Source organism: Streptomyces sp. NBRC 110611, from assembly GCF_001590865.1.
Taxonomy (GTDB): domain Bacteria; phylum Actinomycetota; class Actinomycetes; order Streptomycetales; family Streptomycetaceae; genus Streptomyces.
Genome location: NZ_BBUY01000004.1, coordinates 240,333 through 257,422 on the forward strand (window position 1 = coordinate 240,333; position 17,090 = coordinate 257,422).

16 protein-coding genes are annotated in these 17,090 nt (G+C 69.2%); 9 read left to right on the forward strand and 7 right to left on the reverse strand.

Annotated features, from left to right (window positions below):
- Window positions 1-99 precede the first annotated feature (99 nt).
- Window positions 100-1,629: an AMP-binding protein gene (locus AZE13_RS11925; RefSeq protein ID WP_258527754.1), complete on the forward strand. Its 1,530-nt coding sequence runs from the start codon at window positions 100-102 to the stop codon at window positions 1,627-1,629.
- A 116-nt stretch (window positions 1,630-1,745) separates the two neighbouring features.
- Here the strand turns inward: AZE13_RS11925 and AZE13_RS11930 are convergent, their stop codons facing one another.
- Window positions 1,746-3,038, reverse strand: coding sequence for an MFS transporter (locus tag AZE13_RS11930; RefSeq protein WP_066929949.1), 1,293 nt, complete (start codon window positions 3,036-3,038; stop codon window positions 1,746-1,748).
- 499 nt (window positions 3,039-3,537) lie between these two features.
- Between AZE13_RS11930 and AZE13_RS11935 the strand changes: the two genes are divergently transcribed.
- A complete protein-coding gene (locus AZE13_RS11935; protein WP_066929951.1) occupies window positions 3,538-5,190 on the forward strand; it encodes an AMP-binding protein in 1,653 nt (550 codons plus the stop codon).
- 37 nt (window positions 5,191-5,227) lie between these two features.
- Here AZE13_RS11935 and AZE13_RS11940 read toward each other — a convergent pair whose 3' ends face one another.
- The 6 genes from AZE13_RS11940 to AZE13_RS11965 form a co-directional block, all read right to left on the reverse strand.
- The gene (locus AZE13_RS11940; RefSeq protein WP_066929953.1) at window positions 5,228-5,608 is read right to left on the reverse strand and encodes an MmcQ/YjbR family DNA-binding protein; all 381 of its coding nucleotides are present in this window, start codon (window positions 5,606-5,608) and stop codon (window positions 5,228-5,230) included.
- Between the two features lie 52 nt (window positions 5,609-5,660).
- Entirely contained in the window at window positions 5,661-6,200 is a 540-nt protein-coding gene (locus AZE13_RS11945) for a GNAT family N-acetyltransferase (RefSeq protein WP_181690328.1), read from the reverse strand.
- A gap of 4 nt (window positions 6,201-6,204) precedes the next feature.
- Window positions 6,205-6,984 (reverse strand): hypothetical protein, encoded by a 780-nt coding sequence (locus tag AZE13_RS11950; RefSeq protein ID WP_066929958.1) that lies wholly within the window; start codon window positions 6,982-6,984, stop codon window positions 6,205-6,207.
- Window positions 6,985-7,396: 412 nt separating this feature from the next.
- A complete protein-coding gene (locus tag AZE13_RS11955; RefSeq protein ID WP_066929960.1) occupies window positions 7,397-8,878 on the reverse strand; it encodes a catalase in 1,482 nt (493 codons plus the stop codon).
- A gap of 151 nt (window positions 8,879-9,029) precedes the next feature.
- Entirely contained in the window at window positions 9,030-9,968 is a 939-nt protein-coding gene (locus AZE13_RS11960; protein WP_066929962.1) for a 2-hydroxy-3-oxopropionate reductase, read from the reverse strand.
- 72 nt (window positions 9,969-10,040) lie between these two features.
- Window positions 10,041-10,880, reverse strand: coding sequence for a TIM barrel protein (locus tag AZE13_RS11965; RefSeq protein ID WP_066929964.1), 840 nt, complete (start codon window positions 10,878-10,880; stop codon window positions 10,041-10,043).
- 134 nt (window positions 10,881-11,014) lie between these two features.
- Here AZE13_RS11965 and AZE13_RS11970 point away from each other — a divergent pair, with 134 nt between their 5' ends.
- The 7 genes from AZE13_RS11970 (at window position 11,015) to AZE13_RS12000 (ending at window position 17,074) form a co-directional block, all read left to right on the forward strand.
- Window positions 11,015-11,284 carry a hypothetical protein gene (locus AZE13_RS11970; protein ID WP_066929966.1) on the forward strand — a complete coding sequence of 90 codons (270 nt, stop codon included), beginning with the start codon at window positions 11,015-11,017 and terminating at the stop codon, window positions 11,282-11,284.
- Window positions 11,281-11,661, forward strand: a complete 381-nt coding sequence (locus AZE13_RS11975; protein WP_066929968.1) for a helix-turn-helix domain-containing protein — start codon at window positions 11,281-11,283, stop codon at window positions 11,659-11,661. Before AZE13_RS11970 ends, AZE13_RS11975 begins: the two co-directional genes overlap by 4 nt.
- A gap of 204 nt (window positions 11,662-11,865) precedes the next feature.
- Window positions 11,866-12,444, forward strand: a complete 579-nt coding sequence (gene uraD / locus AZE13_RS11980) for a 2-oxo-4-hydroxy-4-carboxy-5-ureidoimidazoline decarboxylase (RefSeq protein ID WP_066929970.1) — start codon at window positions 11,866-11,868, stop codon at window positions 12,442-12,444.
- Window positions 12,441-12,836 (forward strand): hydroxyisourate hydrolase, encoded by a 396-nt coding sequence (uraH, locus tag AZE13_RS11985; RefSeq protein WP_066929972.1) that lies wholly within the window; start codon window positions 12,441-12,443, stop codon window positions 12,834-12,836. Before uraD ends, uraH begins: the two co-directional genes overlap by 4 nt.
- Window positions 12,837-12,842: 6 nt before the next feature.
- Window positions 12,843-13,790 carry a factor-independent urate hydroxylase gene (pucL, locus tag AZE13_RS11990; RefSeq protein ID WP_066929973.1) on the forward strand — a complete coding sequence of 316 codons (948 nt, stop codon included), beginning with the start codon at window positions 12,843-12,845 and terminating at the stop codon, window positions 13,788-13,790.
- A 108-nt stretch (window positions 13,791-13,898) separates the two neighbouring features.
- Window positions 13,899-15,284, forward strand: a complete 1,386-nt coding sequence (locus AZE13_RS11995; protein WP_066929975.1) for an 8-oxoguanine deaminase — start codon at window positions 13,899-13,901, stop codon at window positions 15,282-15,284.
- 443 nt (window positions 15,285-15,727) lie between these two features.
- A complete protein-coding gene (locus AZE13_RS12000) occupies window positions 15,728-17,074 on the forward strand; it encodes a nucleobase:cation symporter-2 family protein (RefSeq protein WP_258527778.1) in 1,347 nt (448 codons plus the stop codon).
- Window positions 17,075-17,090 lie beyond the last annotated feature (16 nt).

The following is a 17,090-nucleotide window of genomic DNA, read 5'->3' on the forward strand; positions in this document are numbered from 1 at the left end:
CGCCACGGCGGGAAAGCCAACAACGGGGGAAGCAGGCCAAGCGCAGCGGAACGGCGGGAAAGCCAACAACGTGGGAAGGGCAGTAAATTGCGGACACCGATGACGATCGCGGACTTCCTCGACCGGGCCGAGCTGGGTTTCCGGGACAGCCCAGGGGTGGTCGACGAGCCGCAGCAGCCGGGCCCGCCGGTGCCCGAATCGACCTACGGGCGGTTCGGCGAACGAGTCCGGGCCTGGCAGGCGGGACTGGACGCGCTCGGGGTCGCGGAAGGCGAGCGGGTGGCGGTGGCCGCCCACAACTCCGCACGCCTGCTGGAGCTGCTGTTCGCGGTACCGATGAGCGGCCGGATCTGCGTCCCGGTGAACTTCCGGCTCAAGCCCGACGAGGTCGATTACGTGGTCCGGCAGAGCGGGGCCTCGGTCCTCCTCGTCGACCCGGAACTCGACGCCGCAGTCTCCGGTGTCAAGGCGCGCCACCGCTTCGTTCTCGGCGAGCAGACCGAGACCGGACTGATGCGGTTCGGCGTGGAGCCGCGTCCCTGGTCGAATCCGGACGAGGATGCCACCGCGACGATCAACTACACCTCGGGCACCACCGCCCGGCCCAAGGGGGTGCAGCTGACCCACCGCAACATCTGGGTCAACGGCATGACCTTCGGTCTGCACACGCGGGTGTGGGAGCGCGATGTGTACCTGCACACCCTGCCGATGTTCCACTGCAACGGCTGGGGCATGCCGTATGTGATGGCGGGCCTGGGGGTGAAGCAGGTGGTGCTGCGCAAGGTCGACGGCACCGAGATCCTCCGGCGCGTGGACGAGCACGGGGTCACGCTCATGTGCGGCGCCCCGGCCGTCTGGAACATGGTGCTGGACGCCGCGGCGACCTGGGACGGCGAGATCCCGGGCCGCGACCGGGTACGGATCATCTGCGCGGGAGCCCCGCCGCCGACCAGGACGATCCGGCGTGTGGAGGAGGAGTTGGGCTGGGAGTTCACCCAGCTCTACGGTCTGACGGAGACCTCGCCGCTGCTCACCTTCAACCGGATCCGGCCGGCCGACGCGGACCTCCCCGCCGAGGAACGGGCCCGCAAACTCTCCCGGGCGGGGCTGCCGGCGCTCGGCGTCAAGCTGAAGATCTCGGAGTCCGGTGAGGTGCTGGCCCGCTCGAACACGGTGCTCGACGGGTACTGGGACAAGCCGGAGGAGACGGCGGAGGCGCTCGCGGACGGCTGGTTCCACACCGGCGACGGCGGCACGATCGACGACGCCGACGGCCATGTGACGATCTCGGACCGGAAGAAGGACGTGATCATCACCGGGGGTGAGAATGTGTCATCGATCGAGGTGGAGGACACGATCTTCAGCCACCCGGCGGTCGCCGAGGTCGCCGTGATCGGCGTACCGCACGAGAAGTGGGGCGAGACGATCAAGGCCCTGGTGGTTCTCGCCGAGGGCGCGACGGCCGAGGAGACCGACATCATCGCCCACTGCAAGCAGCGCATGGCCGGCTACAAGGCGCCCACGACGGTGGAGTTCCGTGCCGCCATCCCCCGTACGGCCACCGGCAAGATCCAGAAGTTCAAGCTCCGCCGACCGTACTGGTCCGGCCTCGACAGGGGAGTCAACTGAATCAGATACACAGCTGATCCGAGAGCCGACTGACCAGGGAGCCGACTGAACCAGGGAGTCGACCGGGCCGGGGGCCGAGAGCGCACTGGCTCGGTCACGGCCCCCGGCAGCGGCAGTCAGTGCGGTGTGGCCGCGGAGGCCCGGGGGTGCCGCGTCGAGGCCCGTGCCGTGCCCGGGGTGCGGCGTCCGCGCAGCGACTCCCCGGCGGTTTCCGGCATCAACAGGATGGGCACCAGCGCGATCAGCCCGGCACCGGTCATGTACCAGCCCAGCATCAGGTTGCTGTGCGTCGCCGCGATCAGTGCCGTGACGACCAGCGGCGTGGTCCCGCCGAAGGCCGAGGTGGAGACGTTGTAGCCGATCGCGAAGGCGCTGTACCGGACCTGGGTGGGGAAGAGGGCCGGCAGGGTGGACGCGATACAGGCGAGAAGGATCACCAGCAGCAGGCCGAGGACGGTCAGGCCGATCACGGTGGCCGCGAGGTTCTTCGTGCCCATGAGCATCACCATGGGCACCGAGAGCACGATGAAGCCGATACAGGAGGTCAGCAGAGCCGGCTTGCGGCCGATCCGGTCGGTGAGCGCACCAATCGGCGCGATCACCGCGAGCATGCCGAGCATCACCATCACCGGCAGCAGTCCGCTGAGGAGCGGACTCAGTTTGAGGACGCTGTTGAGATAGGTCGGCATATACGTGAGTACGCCGTAGTCCGTGACATTGAGCAGCAGTACGAAACCCATCAGCAGCAGGATGTGCCGCCAGTGCTGCATGGTCTCGCGGAAGGGAACCTTGGACGTCTCGCTGTGCCTGGCGAGTTCGTCGAAGACCGGGCTGTCCTCCAGACGGGCGCGGAGGTAGAGGCCGATCGCGCCCAGCGGCAGGGCGGCCAGGAAGGGCAGCCGCCACGCCCAGGCGTTGATCGTGGCCTGGCTCACCCACAGCGACATCGTGGTGGCGAGCAGCCCACCGCAGATCAGGCCGATCAGCGTGCCGAACTCCAGGAAGGCGCCGTAGAATCCGCGTTTCCGGTCCGGTGCGCACTCGGCCATGTACGTCGCCGCGCCACCGTACTCGCCGCCGGTGGAGAACCCCTGGACGAGCCGGCACAGGACGAGCAGTACCGGCGCCCACACCCCGATGGTGGCGTAGGTGGGGAGGAGCCCGATCGCCGCGGTGGACACGGACATGAGGGTAATGGTGAGCACCAGCACCCGCTGGCGGCCGATCTTGTCTCCGAGGGGACCGAAGACCATACCCCCGAGAGGCCGGACGACAAAGGAGACAGCCAGTACGCCGAAGGTCGACAGCAGCTTCGTCGTTGCATCATTACCGGGAAAGAAAGCATTGCCGATCGACGCGGCGAGATAGCCGTACACGCCGTAGTCGAACCACTCTATGGCGTTGCCCATTGCCGACGCGGCGGTCACCCGGTGCAGAACGCTCCGGTCCAATGCGCGCGGACCGGAAGAACCATCCCCGCCGACGGGGGCCGCGGAGTCCCGCACAGGTGCGCCGCGCGTCGCATCGTGATCCTTGTGATCGCTAGGCGGTGAGTCCATACCTCTTGGTACCTCCGTGAACAGGTGAATGTCGCTTCGTCGCTCAGTCGTGGTGTTCGCGCCACGCACGCTCGCGAGCCTCCGCTGGTGGGAGCGGGTGGCAGGACCTACGCGTTCCCCCTGAGGCTTGATGTACTCGCCCATGTCCGGATTGTGCTGCTACCGGATTGATGTCCGACCGTTCGGCCTACGGGACAGGGCGAGAGAGCGCATGAGGAGGGGCGCGCGGGCACGCCATGCTGTACGAGGCGCACACCGGGTGTCCCTGGAGGAGTTCGTTCCGGCCGGCGGGCAACCTTGTAGGTGTACGGCAACGGACTGGCACCGCCCACCAGGAGGAGAACGACCGATGAACCCGTCGCACCAGGAGCTGTCGTACACCAGCGGAGCCGCCGGGCGGCCACTGCTCGGGCACACCATCGGCGCCGACCTGGACCGGACCATCGCCCGGTTCGGCGACCGTGAGGCGCTGGTCGAAGCGGCGAGCGGCCGCCGCTGGACCTATACCGAGCTGGGCCGCGCCGTCGAAGAGGTGGCGCTGGGCCTGCTCGCGAAGGGCGTCGGCAAGGGCGACCGGGTGGGCATCTGGGCGCCCAACTGCGCCGAATGGGTCCTCGTCCAGTACGCCACCGCCAAGCTCGGGGCGATCCTCGTCAACGTCAACCCGGCCTACCGGGTCCATGAGTTGGCGTACGTCCTCCACCAGGCTGGCATCACCGTCCTGGTTTCCGCCGTGCACCACAAGACCAGCGACTACCGCCGGATGATCGAGCAGGTGCGCGCCGACTGCCCGGCGCTGCGGGACGTCGTCTACATCGGCGACCCGGTGTCCTGGGGCGGGCTGCTGGCCGCCGGCGCCGCCGTACCGTCCGTCCGGCTCAGCGAGTGCGAGAAGACCCTGAGCGCCGACGACCCGGTCAACATCCAGTACACCTCGGGCACCACCGGATTCCCCAAGGGAGCCACCCTCTCCCACCACAACATCCTGAACAACGGCTACTGGGTCGGCGAAACCCTCGCCTACACCGAGCACGACCGGGTGTGCCTGCCGGTGCCCTTCTACCACTGCTTCGGCATGGTGATGGGCAACCTCGGCATCACCTCGCACGGCGCCTGCATCGTCATCCCGGCCCCCGCCTTCGACGCCGCCGCCACGCTGAAGGCCGTCCAGGACGAGCGCTGCACCTCCCTCTACGGCGTGCCCACCATGTTCATCGCCGAGCTCGGCCACCCCGACTTCGGCGCATACGACCTCTCCTCGCTCCGTACGGGCATCATGGCGGGCTCACCGTGCCCGGAGGAGGTGATGAAGCGGGTGGTCGCCGAGATGCACATGGCCGAGGTGTCCATCTGTTACGGCATGACCGAGACCTCACCGGTCTCCACCCAGACCCGCCGCGACGACGATCTGGAGCACCGCACCGCGACCGTCGGACGGGTACTGCCGCATATCGAGGTCAAGGTCGTCGACCCGGCGAGCGGGGTGACCGTGCCGCGCGGCACACCGGGCGAACTGTGCACCCGCGGCTACAGCGTGATGCTCGGCTACTGGCAGGACGCCGAGCGCACCGCGGAGGTCGTCGACGCCGCCCGCTGGATGCACACCGGGGACCTCGCGGTGATGAACGACGACGGCTACGTCCGGATCGTCGGCCGGATCAAGGACATGATCATCCGCGGCGGCGAGAACGTCTACCCGCGCGAGATCGAGGAGTTCCTCTACTCCCACCCCAAGATCGCCGATGTCCAGGTCGTCGGCGTACCGGACGAGAAGTACGGCGAGGAGATCGCCGCCTGTGTCATCCTCCGCGACCCCGAAGACCCGCTCACCCGTGACGAGTTGGCCCGCTACTGCCGCTCCCGGCTCGCGCACTACAAGGTGCCGCGCTACCTGGAGATCCTCGACGCCTTCCCGATGACCGTCAGCGGCAAGGTCCGCAAGGTGGAGCTGCGCGAGCGGCTGGCGAAGGAGTGGGGGAAGGTGTCACCCCAGGGGGCCTGACCCGTCGGGACAGGGCAATACAGAGACGACGTACCGCTCAGCGCTGCTGCTCTCCGGGCCAGTCGAGCAGCAGCCGCTGAGCGCGCGGCAGTGAGGCCACGACCAGGTCGTAGGAGTCCTCGATCATGTCGCGAATCAGTGGGTCGGGCAGCTCGCCGGTCAGTGAAACGGTGTTCCAGTGCCGCTTGTTGAGGTGGTAGCCGGGCACCACCTCCGGATGCGCCGCTCGCAGCCGTTCGGCCAGCTCCGGGTCGCACTTCAGACTCACGGTGAGCGGTGCGTCCGTCAGCGTGCTGAGCGCGAAGATCTTGCCGCCGACCTTGAAGGTCGACACGTCCGGGTGCCGAGGGAAGGGGAATTCCTCGGTTGCACCGTTGAAGCCCAGGCAGAGGGACCGGAGGGCGTTCGCATCGATCATGGCGTCATTATGTCCGGCCTGTCGGCCTGCCGGCCGTCGTCCTGATCGCCCGTCAGGCGCGGGAGCCCGGGTGGCCCGGCTCCCGTCGCATGGCGACGCGTGGCCAGCGGTCCAGGCCCAGCTCCGCCTCATGGGCGCGGATGGCCCGGAGGCCTGGGCCCAGTTCGGCCTCGGGGAGAATCCGGAAGCCGATCCGCCGGTAGTACGGCGCGTTCCACGGGACCTCGGCGAAGGTCGTCAGAGTCAGCGGGGCCGGACCGCCGTCCTTCTCCGCCCGGTCGATGAGTGCCCGGCCGATGCCCCGGCGGGCGTGGTCCGGATGCACCGACACCTGCTCGATATGGGTGCGGCCGTCGACCGGCTCCCAGAGCAGATAGGCCACCGGCCGGCCGCCCTCGTACGCGGCCAGTGCGCGCCCCGCCTGACGGAACGCCGTCAGCTCGGCCAGTGACGGCGGCTCGTCGTCCGCGATCGCCGCCATCCCCAGCCCGTGGAACGGCTCACCGGCGGCGCGCTCGATGGCCTGGAGGGCGGGAAGTTCGCCGTCGGTCGGTATCTGGATGATCAATGGTTCGGTGTCCTGCCTGCGCATGGTTTCAGCGTCCGGTGGCACCGTACTTGATCAGCTCGTCGGCCGGGTCGTTCACCGGCTGTGGGGTGCCCGTGAGGTCCATGACGAACAGCGGGATGTGCAGTTCGTCGGCGCGGGACCGGGCGTCGTGGGCGTAGCCGGCGAGGGAGAAGAAGACCGCGATGGCCGAGTCGTTGAGACCGTTGAGCCAGACACACTCGATCTCGCGCAGCTGGGTGGCGCGGGTGGTGGGGTCGACCTGGGCGACCACACCCCTGCCGCGCAGGTCCACGCCGGAGGCGGTGCGTTCCTGGGCCCGTGCCACATCGGGGTAGCCCAGCCACTTCAGATACTGCTCCGCGGCCGTGACACAGTCGCGGGCCGTACGGATCGTGACCGGATGGAAGGCGGGCCGCAGGACGGCGCGCGGGGCGTCGGCGGACGGCCTGGGTGCCGATGCAGGTGCCGATGTCGGCGTCGGTGCGCGTGGCGGTGTGGGGGCGGGCCTGCCGAGAGAGGTGACGTGGGGCGGCGGCGGGCCGGGCGCCGGGACGACCGGGACCCGGACGACCGTGCCGCAGGCGCAGCCGGACTCCGGCGCCGGCCACTCGTCCTGGCGCCCGCAGACCGCGCAGCGCACCTCCACCCAGGAGGCCTGCCAGGTGCGGTGCCGTATCTCCACGGGCACTCCGCCCCGGAGTACGGGCATGGTCAGCGGGGCACCGCAGGCGCACGGGAAGGTGGGCGGGGTGAAGGCGTTCTCGCGGCGGCACGTGGGGCACCGCACCGGCACGCTGTCGGCCATGGTGGGCTCCTGGCGGATGGCGGGGGACGGACAGGACGGGCAGGCAGGAGATTTCCCGGGGGTTTCCGCTGCTGCTCCTATCGTCTCTCCAAAATCCGCTGGCGGTGGCCGATTTGCGCCGAGCATGCGCGTTCTCGGCGAGAAATCAGGGGAGTCGGGGGCGCACGCGGGTGCACTGCGGCGCACGTGACGGCAGGAGCGCACGACACGATGGCCACTGCACCTCTGGCACGGCACCCATGACACGACACGCACCGGGACCGGAATCCGTGACCGTACGGATGCCGGGCCCGGTGCCGTGGATTCCGCCCGGCGGTGCGAGAGGTGGGCGCGACAGGACATCGCACCGCCGGACGGAGCCTGGGGGAGGGGGATGGGGAGAGGGGATGGGGATGGGGATGGGGGCAGCCCGTCAGTCCTCGCGGAGTTCGTGGACCCGGGCCTCGACGCGCCTGCCGTAGTCCGGGTCGGCCGCGTGGAAGTGCGCGAGGTTCTTCTCGATCACATCGTCGCGGCTGACCTGGGAGAGGCCGCCGGCGATGTTGTCCACCAGGCGCTCCTTCTCGTCCTCGGACATCAGGCGGTAGAGCTCTCCGGCCTGGAAGAAGTCGTCGTCCTTGGCGTGGGCCGGGGCCTCGTGGGTGCCGGTGTGGCCGGTGACGGCGAGCGGGGCGGAGAGCGCCTCGTTCGTCTGCACCGGGCCGTCGCAGGAGTTGGGCTCGTAGTTCTTGGCGTGCCGGTCGTAGCGGTTGGCGGCCATGAGACCGTCCCGGCCGTAGTTGTTCGCCTGGCCGCCGGGGACGGCCTTGGGGGCGTTCACCGGCAGCTGGGTGTGGTTGACGCCCGGACGGTAGCGGTGCGCGTCGGCGTAGGCGAAGAGCCGGCCCTGGAGCATCTTGTCCGGGGAGGGGCCGATGCCGGGCACGAAGTTGTTGGGCGAGAAGGCCGACTGCTCGACCTCGGCGAAGACGTTGTCTGGGTTGCGGTCCAGCACCAGACGGCCGACCCGCCGCAGCGGGTGGTCCGCGTGCGGCCACACCTTCGTCAGGTCGAACGGGTTGAAGCGGTAGTGGGCCGCCTCGGCCGCCGGCATGATCTGCACGTACAGGGTCCAGGAGGGGTAGACGCCCCGCTCGATGGACTGCAGCAGGTCGGTCTGGTGGCTGTTGGGGTCCTTGCCCGCCAGTTCGGCGCCCTGCTCACTGCTCAGGCAGCGGATGCCCTGGTTGGTCTTGAAGTGGTACTTGACGAAGAAGGCTTCGCCCTGGGCGTTCGTCCACTGGTAGGTGTGCGAGCCGTAGCCGTTCATGTGGCGGTAGGAGGCCGGGATGCCGCGGTCGCCCATGAGCCAGGTGACCTGGTGCGTGGCCTCGGGGGCGTGCGCCCAGAAGTCCCAGACGTTGTCCGGCTCCTGTTTGCCCGTGAACGGGTCGCGCTTCTGGGAGTGGATGAAGTCGGGGAATTTGATCGGGTCCTTGATGAAGAACACCGGGGTGTTGTTGCCGACGAGGTCGTAATTGCCCTCTTCGGTATAGAACTTCAGGGCGAAGCCGCGCGGGTCACGGGCCGCGTCCGGGCCGCCCAGGTTGTCGGCCACGGTCGAGAAGCGGATGAACGTTCCGCTGCGCTTGCCGACGGTGTTCAGGAAGGCGGCGCGGGTGAAGGCGGTGACGTCGTCGGTCACCTCGAAGTAGCCGTACGCGCCGGAGCCGCGGGCGTGCACGACCCGCTCCGGGATGCGCTCGCGGTTGAAGCGGGCGAGCTTCTCCAGCAGGTGCTGGTCCTGGAGGACGATCGGGCCGCCGACGCCGGCGGTTGCGGAGTTCTGGTTGTCGGCGACCGGGGCGCCGGCCTCCGTAGTGAGAAAGCGCGCTGTCGGCGTGGGCTTCGACATGGTGACCTTCCATACGGGAGCGCGGAAGTTCCCTTCCGCATGTCGGAGCGTAGGAAGGGCTCCGACCAGACGTCAACAGTTTGTTGAAAGAATCCCGGGCGGGGGGGGGGAGATGCCCTTGGTGGGGAGATGCCCCTGGCCGGGGCCCCGCTCAGCTCCCGGTGGTGTGTCCGGAGAGGCGTTCGACACCGCGCAGGAGTGCGGAGTGGTCCAGACCGCCGTCGCCCTGGGCGCGCAGGGAGGCGACGAGGCCGGCGACGACGGCGCCGACGGGCAGGGCGGCGCCGACGTTGCGGGCGGCGTCGGTGACGATGCCCATGTCCTTGTGGTGCAGGTCGATCCGGAAGCCGGGCGTGAAGTCGCGGGTACGGAAGTTGTCCTTCTTGCGGGTCAGGACGGTGGAGCCGGCCAGGCCTCCGTTGAGGACGTCGAGCGCGGCGGCCAGGTTCACACCGGACTTCTCCAGGAAGACCACGGCCTCGGCGCAGGCCTGGATGTTGACGGCGACGATGAGCTGGTTGGCGGCCTTCACGGTCTGGCCGGAGCCGTGCGGGCCGCACAGCACAATGGTCCTGCCCAGGGCCTCGAAGACCGGCTTCGCGGCGTCGAAGTCGGCCTGCTCGCCGCCGACCATGATCGACAGGACGGCCTCGATGGCGCCCGCCTCGCCGCCGGAGACGGGCGCGTCCAGGACGCGGATGCCCTTGTCCCCGGCGTTCTTCGCCAGGTCGACGGAGGTCTGTGGGGTGATCGAGGACATGTCGATCAGCAGCGCACCGGACCTGGCGTTCTCCAGGATGCCGTCCGGCCCGTAGCAGACCGACTCGACCTGCGGGGAGGCCGGGACCATCGTGATGATCACGTCGGCGTCCCGGACGGCCTCGGCGATCGAAGCGGCGGCGGTGCCACCGTTCTTGGCGAGGCGGTCGAGCTTGTCCTGCTCGAGCGTGTATCCGGTGACCGGGTAGCCGGCCTTGATCAGGTTCTCGGCCATGGGGGAGCCCATGATGCCGAGGCCGATCCACGCAACCGCCGGGCGGGAGGAAGCCGCGCGGGACGGGCGGGACGAAGCGGTGGGGTGGGTGCTCATGGGGGTGCCCTCTCTCGGACTCTTCTCGAACTCTTCGCGGACTCTGGTCTCTCGGAGCTCGCGTGGCTGGCGTCAGTGCGCGGCCCGCAGCGGGTGCGGCAGCCATGCGAAGGCGCTCGCGCTCGGGCGGTCGCCGGCCTTGTACTCGAGACCGACCCAGCCGTCGTAACCGGCCTTCTTCAGGCGGCCGAGCAGGTCGACGAAGTCGAGGTCGCCGGTGCCGGGGGCGCCGCGGCCGGGGTTGTCGGCGATCTGCACGTGGCCGGTCCTGGCGGCGTACGTCTCGATGGCCGACGGCAGGTCCTCGCCGTTCATCGACAGGTGGTAGAGATCCATCAGGAACGCGGCGTTGGCCAGGCCGGTCGTCGCGTTGACCGCGTCCACGATCTCGACGGCCCTGGGGGCCGAGACGATCGGACAGTGCGGGGACTCGGGTGCGTTGAGCGCCTCGATCAGCAGCGTGCCGTTCGCCTCGGCCACCGTCCGGGCGGCGAAGGCGAGGTTCTCCAGGGCCAGTTCGTCCTGCGCGGCCGGATCCACCCCCTCGACCCGGTTGCCGTACAGGGCGTTGAACGCCGTGCAGCCCAGCGACCGTCCGAACTCGACGGCCACCGGCACATTGGCCCGGAACCTCTCCGACTCCTCCCCGGGAATCGAGAGGGCTCCGCGGTCGGGTCCGGGCAGCCGGCCGGCGTAGAAGTTCAGCCCCACCAGCCGGGTGCCGGCGTCGGTGAGCGCGGTACGCAGCGCGGCCAGCTCGGACCGCTCCGGAACCGGGGCGTCCACCCACGGCCACCACAGCTCCACCGCCGTGAAGCCCGCCGCCCGCGCGGCCGCCGGCCGCTCCAGCAGCGGAAGCTCGGTGAACAGGATCGACAGATTGACGTTGAAGCGCGTGTCCGTGAAGCCCATCTGCACCGGCTCCTTCCGTATAGTGGAATTATTTTTCCTCTCAATGGAACAGTGCCTGGCCTGCTCGGAGACTGTCAAGGGGGCCTCGGGGCAATTTCTGGTGGCCGCGCCGAACCGCGCGTAGGTTGAGCGGCGTGCGATTGAGAGTTGAGTTCACGACGGAGCCGTTCGACCTGGACGAGGCGCCGCCGCATGCGCTGGTGGCGCGGGACGTCGTCACCGGCGCCGGGCTGGACGCCGTCGATGTCGGGCCGTTCGGCAATACCGCCGAGGGCGACGCCGATCGGATTCTCGGTGCGGTGTCCGCGCTGCTGCGGGAGTCCCTGCAGGCGGGCGCCACCCGGGTTTCCCTCCAGGTCAACGTGATCGGGAACGCCGGGCCGGGCGAGGAGGACGCCACGTGACCGGGCCCGCCGACCACCCGTTCGTCCAGGCGGTCAAGCCGCTGGTGGACGCGATGGGCGGAGAGATGGTCGCGCCGGACCAGGCTCAGGGCGACGATGTCGTACTGGCCTGGGAGGGGCAGGACCGGGTGGCCGTACGGCTCCCGCACCTGTCGGATTCGCTCGACCACATCCTCGCCGAGCTCCAGCGCCGGCACGGTATGCCGCTGGCGGAGCTGGACCGCAAGACCAAGCAATCGGTGGTACGGATCCTGGAGGCCCGTGGCGCCTTCTCGATCCGGCACGGCGTCGAGACGGTCGCCGGCGCCCTGGGCGTCAGCCGCTTCACCATCTACAACTACCTGAACAGGGAGAACGCCGCGAAGGCTACCGACTGAGGCGATCCGGCCGCAGTCTCGGGGCACGTCCGGGCCCTTGCTCCGCCGCCTCACCGGCCGCCCGCCGGAGCCGTCGTCCGATGTCCCCGGACGGCGGCTTGTGCGTTGCCGAGTTTTCAACAAAGTGTTGACGTGGTGTTGTCAGAGGTCTTAGCTGTTTCCAGCCAAGCAAAGCTGTCCAGCACCAGGCCACGGAGGCTTCCCGTGTCTTCGAGCACACAGCGTTCTCCGGGGGACACCCCCGTACGCCAGGCGGGACTCGCCCGGCTCAACACCTCCGACGACAGCGCGGCACGGGCCGTGCTGCACGAGGTGTGCGCCAGCCGGGCGTGGGGGAGCGGGATCCTCGCCCGGCGCCCCTTCGCCACCGCCGACGACCTGTACGCCGCGAACGACGCCGCCATGGCGGAGCTGACCGCCGCGGACCTGGCCGAGGCGATGGCCGGACACCCGCCCATCGGCCGGCCCAGGCCGGGCGACCCGGTCTCGCACCGCGAGCAGAGCGGGATGGCCGGCGCCTCCGACGGGCTCAAGGCCGAGATGCTCGCACTCAACCTCGCCTACCAGGAGAAGTTCGGGCACGTCTTCCTGATCTGTGCCTCCGGCCGTACCGGAGAACAGATGCGGGACGCGGTCCGTAACAGGATCGACAACTCGCCGGAACACGAGCGAGAGATCGTTCGTACCGAGCTCGGCAAGATCAACCGCATTCGCCTGGCCCGTATCGCGGAGCGCCCGGAGGGCCGGCAGAGCGTGCGGAACACGGAAGGAGGCACGGCATGAGCAGCGCGACGGCCGCCCGGCCGTCGGTGTCCACGCACATCCTGGACACCAGCGTGGGCCGCCCCGCGGAGGGCGTCGCCCTCACGCTCTCGGTGCGCTCCGGCCGCGACGGAGCCTGGACCGTCCACGGCGCGTCCGCCACCGACGCGGACGGGCGCTGCAAGAATCTGCCGGCGCTGCCGGAAGGCACCACCCAGGTACGGCTCGACTTCGCCGTCGAACCGTACTTCGAGAAGAAGCGAGCCGATGCGCAGCAGGACGCCCCCGCGAATCGGGACAGCGGTCCGTTCTTCCCCGAGGTAGTGATCACCTTCGCCGTCGAGCCGGGCGAGCACTACCACGTACCGCTGCTGCTCAACCCGTTCGGCTACTCCGTTTACCGAGGGAGCTAGCAGAAGATGACAGACATTTCCCGCCCGGCCCGCCCTGTGCTTCTGGGACAGAACCAGTACGGCAAGGCAGAGAACCGTGTCGTCAGGATCACGCGGGAGGGCGCCACCCACCACATCAAGGATCTGAACGTCTCCATCGCCCTCTCCGGCGACCTGGAGGAGGTGCACCTCTCCGGCTCCAACGCCAACTGCCTGCCCACCGACACCACCAAGAACACCGTGTACGCCTTCGCCAAGGAGTACGGGATCGAGTCGGCCGAGCAGTTCGGCATCCACCTGGCCCGGCACTTCGTCACCAGCCAGGAGCCGATCAAGCGGGCCCGTATCCGCATCGAGGAGTACGCCTGGGAGCGGATCGAGACCTCCGACGCCAACTCCCGGTTCATCGGCGCCGACGAGGTCAAGCACTCCTTCGTCCGCAAGGGCCAGGAGGTCCGCCTCACCGAGATCACCTACGACGGCGAGCAGTGGCAGGTCATCTCCGGCCTCAAGGACCTGGTGGTGATGAACTCCACCAACTCGGAGTTCTGGGGCTACGTCAAGGACAAGTACACAACACTCCAGGAGGCCTACGACCGCATCCTCGCCACGCAGGTGTCCGGCCGCTGGCGGTTCAACTGGACCGACGACGAGCAGCGGATGCCCCACTGGGAGCGGTCGTACGAGCAGGTGAAGAAACATATGCTGCACGCCTTCGCCGAGACCTACAGCCTCTCGCTCCAGCAGACCCTGTACCAGATGGGTTCGCGCATCATCAACCACCGCGCCGAGATCGACGAGGTGCGGTTCTCCCTCCCGAACAAGCACCACTTCCTGGTGGATCTGGAGCCGTTCGGGCTCAAGAACGACAATGAGGTCTACTACGCGGCGGACCGTCCGTACGGCCTGATCGAGGCAACTGTCCTGCGCGACGGTGTGGAACCGCGGATCCCGGTGGACCTGACCAACCTCTGAGCGGCTCCGGCACTCAAATCCCCCCACGGTCTGCCGTGCCCTCCCCCAAGCTCTCGACTTCGCTCGAGCAGGGGGTACCCCCATCCCCCACTGAGAAGAGGAAGCACGATGGCACCATCGGCAGCCCAGCGCATCGTCATCGAGAACTGTGCGATCGCGACCGTGGACGCCAACGACACCGAGTACGCCTCCGGGTACCTGGTCGTCGCCGACAACACGATCGAGTCGGTCGGCGCGGGCAATGCCCCCGAGGGGCTGGAGAACGTGGTCCGCCGGATCGACGGCACCGGCCACCTGGCCACCCCGGGCCTGGTCAACACCCACCACCACTTCTACCAGTGGATCACCCGCGGCCTGGCCACCGACCACAACCTCTTCAACTGGCTGGTCGCGCTCTACCCGACCTGGTCCCGTATCGACGAGCCGATGGTGTCCGCGGCCGCGCGGGGATCGCTGGCGATGATGGCCCGCGGCGGCGTCACCACCGCCATGGACCACCACTACGTCTACCCCAAGGGCTCCGGCGACCTCTCCGGTGCCATCATCCGCGCCGCCTCCGAGACGGGCGTCCGCTTCACCCTGGCCCGTGGCTCCATGGACCGCAGCGAGAAGGACGGCGGCCTGCCACCGGACTTCGCGGTGGAGACCCTTGAGGGCGCGCTCGCCGCCACCGAGGAGACCGTCAAGAAGCACCACGACGCCTCCTTCGGGGCGATGACCCAGGTCGCCGTCGCCCCCTGCTCGCCCTTCTCCATCTCCACCGAACTGCTCCGGCAGGGTGCGGAGCTCGCCCGCCGGCTCGGCGTACGGATGCATACGCACGGCTCGGAGACGGTCGAGGAGGAGAAGTTCTGCCACGAGCTCTTCGGCATGGGCCCGACCGACTACTTCGAGTCCACCGGCTGGCTCGGCGAGGACGTGTGGATGGCCCACTGCGTTCACATGAACGATTCCGACATCGCCGCCTTCGCCCGTACGAAGACGGGCGTGGCGCACTGCCCTTCGTCCAACGCACGGCTGGCCGCCGGTATCGCCCGCGTCCCGGACATGCTCGCCGCCGGCGTCCCGGTCGGCCTCGGCGTGGACGGCACCGCCTCCAACGAATCCGGCGAACTCCACACCGAGTTGCGCAACGCCCTGCTCATCAACCGCCTCGGCGCCCACCGCGAGGCCGCGCTCAACGCCCGCCAGGCGCTGCGCCTGGGCACCCACGGCGGTGCGCAGGTGCTCGGCCGGGCCACCGAGATCGGCTCCCTGGAGCCGGGCAAGCTCGCCGACCTGGTGCTCTGGAACCTGGACACGCTCGCCCACTCCTCCATCGCGGACCCGGTGACCGCACTCGTCTTCGGAGCCGCGGCGCCGGTCACGCTCTCCCTCGTCAACGGCCGGCCGGTCGTCGAACACGGCCGTCTGCTGCACATCGACGAGGACGCCCTCGCCCGCACCACGCGGGCCGAGGCCCGGCGCCTGGCCCGGATCGCCGCCGAGGGCTGAGACGACGGCGGCGCCGCACGGCCGACGCCACACCCCAGGACTCGGCCGGGAGGGACGGCTCCCGGCCGACCTTGTGGATCCGAGTGGATCCCGCTCTTCGTTCCGCTCGGATCCACAAGCGGCGCACGACGCCGGGCGCGGCCCTCTCCGCCCCCCGGGCCGGTCCGCCCCCCGTCCTCCGTCTGCCTGCACGCGCCCCCAGCGCGCCCCACCGCACTCCTACCGCACCGCCCCACCGCACCGCCCCACCGCGCCCTCACCGCGCACCGCTCACCAGCGGCTCCTCGCACCACGCACCACCTGGCAAGACCTCCGTGACAGCCTCGCCCGCCCCCTTGAGGCGGAGCAGAAATCGAAGGAGGCCCGCAGTGGCCGCACCGACCGGGCAGAAGTCCGAGGAGGACCGGAAACATCCGGTCGACGAGACCCTCCCGCCCTTCAAGATGTTCACCAGCGGCCTCCAGCACGTGGCCGCGATGTACGCCGGTGTGGTGGCTCCGCCGATGATCGTGGGCCCGGCCTGCGGGCTGAGCGCCACCGAGACCGCCTTCCTGATGGGCGCCTGCCTCTTCACCGCGGGAATCGCCACGCTCCTTCAGACCCTCGGCTTCTGGAAGGTCGGTGCCCGACTCCCCTTCGTCAACGGCGTGTCGTTCGCCGGTGTCACACCGATGGTCGCCATCGGCGAGACCGCGGGCCCCCACGACGCACTGCCGGTCATCTTCGGCGCGGTGATCGTCGCCGGTGTGCTCGGCTTTCTGCTCGCCCCCTACTTCTCCAGACTCCTGCGCTTCTTCCCGCCGGTGGTCACCGGCACCGTCATCACTCTCATCGGTATCTCGCTCCTCCCCGTCGCGTTCAACTGGTCCCGGGGAGGTAACTCCCAAGCCCCCGGCTATGGTTCCCTCACGAACGTCGGAATGGCCGCGCTGACCTTCCTGATCGTGCTCGTACTGCGCCGAGTGCTGCGCGGCTTCCTCCAGCAGATCGCGATCCTGCTCGGCCTGATAGCCGGCACCCTGATCGCCATACCCGTCGGCATCACGGACTTCTCCGCGCTCGCCAGGGCGGACCTGATCGGCTTCCCGACGCCCTTCCACTTCGGCGCCCCGCGGTTCGACATCGCCGCCATCGTCTCCATGTGCATCGTGATGCTGGTCTGCATGACCGAGTCGACAGCCGACATGCTCGCCCTCGGCAAGATCGTCGATCGCCCGGCGGACGAGCGCACCATCGAGGGCGGCCTGCGCGCCGACGCCCTCGGCACGGCCCTCAGCCCCCTCTTCAACGGCTTCGCCAACAGCGCCTTCGCCCAGAACATCGGCCTGGTCGCGATGACCAGGGTGCGCAGCCGCTTCGTCGTGGCGACCAGCGGTCTGATCCTCCTGGTACTGGGCCTGTCCCCGGTGGCCGCCTCCGTCATCTCACTGGTCCCGCTGCCGGTCCTGGGCGGCGCCGGCATCGTCCTCTTCGGCTCGGTCGCCGCCAGCGGCATCCAGACACTGGCCTCCGCCGCGCTGGAAAAGGGCGACAACGCCCTGATCGTGGCCGCCGCCATCGGCATCGGCCTGATCCCCATCGCCGCACCCGACTTCTACCACCACCTCCCCGAGGACCTCCTGGTCGTCCTGGACTCCGGCATCAGCACGGGGTGCCTGGTGGCAATCGTCCTGAACCTTGTCTTCACGCTGCGCTTTTCGCTGCGCTCGGCTCGCTTCCCACGCTTTCGTCTGCGGCGCCGTGCGGATTCTCGCCGTGGCGCCCGTCGCGACGCCCCGCAAGCCTTTTGACTTTCTCGCCGTCTCT

Excerpts from the sequence above, each read along its gene's own strand:
- AZE13_RS11930 (WP_066929949.1), bottom strand. The coding sequence starts at position 3,038 with ATGGGCAACGCCATAGAGTGGTTCGACTACGGCGTGTACGGCTATCTC.
- AZE13_RS11955 (WP_066929960.1), bottom strand. The coding sequence starts at position 8,878 with ATGTCGAAGCCCACGCCGACAGCGCGCTTTCTCACTACGGAGGCCGGC.
- AZE13_RS11940 (WP_066929953.1), bottom strand. The coding sequence starts at position 5,608 with ATGATCGATGCGAACGCCCTCCGGTCCCTCTGCCTGGGCTTCAACGGT.
- AZE13_RS11960 (WP_066929962.1), bottom strand. The coding sequence starts at position 9,968 with ATGAGCACCCACCCCACCGCTTCGTCCCGCCCGTCCCGCGCGGCTTCC.
- pucL (WP_066929973.1), top strand. The coding sequence starts at position 12,843 with ATGACAGACATTTCCCGCCCGGCCCGCCCTGTGCTTCTGGGACAGAAC.
- AZE13_RS11965 (WP_066929964.1), bottom strand. The coding sequence starts at position 10,880 with ATGGGCTTCACGGACACGCGCTTCAACGTCAATCTGTCGATCCTGTTC.
- uraH (WP_066929972.1), top strand. The coding sequence starts at position 12,441 with ATGAGCAGCGCGACGGCCGCCCGGCCGTCGGTGTCCACGCACATCCTG.
- AZE13_RS11945 (WP_181690328.1), bottom strand. The coding sequence starts at position 6,200 with ATGCGCAGGCAGGACACCGAACCATTGATCATCCAGATACCGACCGAC.
- AZE13_RS11925 (WP_258527754.1), top strand. The coding sequence starts at position 100 with ATGACGATCGCGGACTTCCTCGACCGGGCCGAGCTGGGTTTCCGGGAC.
- AZE13_RS11995 (WP_066929975.1), top strand. The coding sequence starts at position 13,899 with ATGGCACCATCGGCAGCCCAGCGCATCGTCATCGAGAACTGTGCGATC.
- AZE13_RS11950 (WP_066929958.1), bottom strand. The coding sequence starts at position 6,984 with ATGGCCGACAGCGTGCCGGTGCGGTGCCCCACGTGCCGCCGCGAGAAC.
- AZE13_RS11935 (WP_066929951.1), top strand. The coding sequence starts at position 3,538 with ATGAACCCGTCGCACCAGGAGCTGTCGTACACCAGCGGAGCCGCCGGG.
- AZE13_RS12000 (WP_258527778.1), top strand. The coding sequence starts at position 15,728 with ATGTTCACCAGCGGCCTCCAGCACGTGGCCGCGATGTACGCCGGTGTG.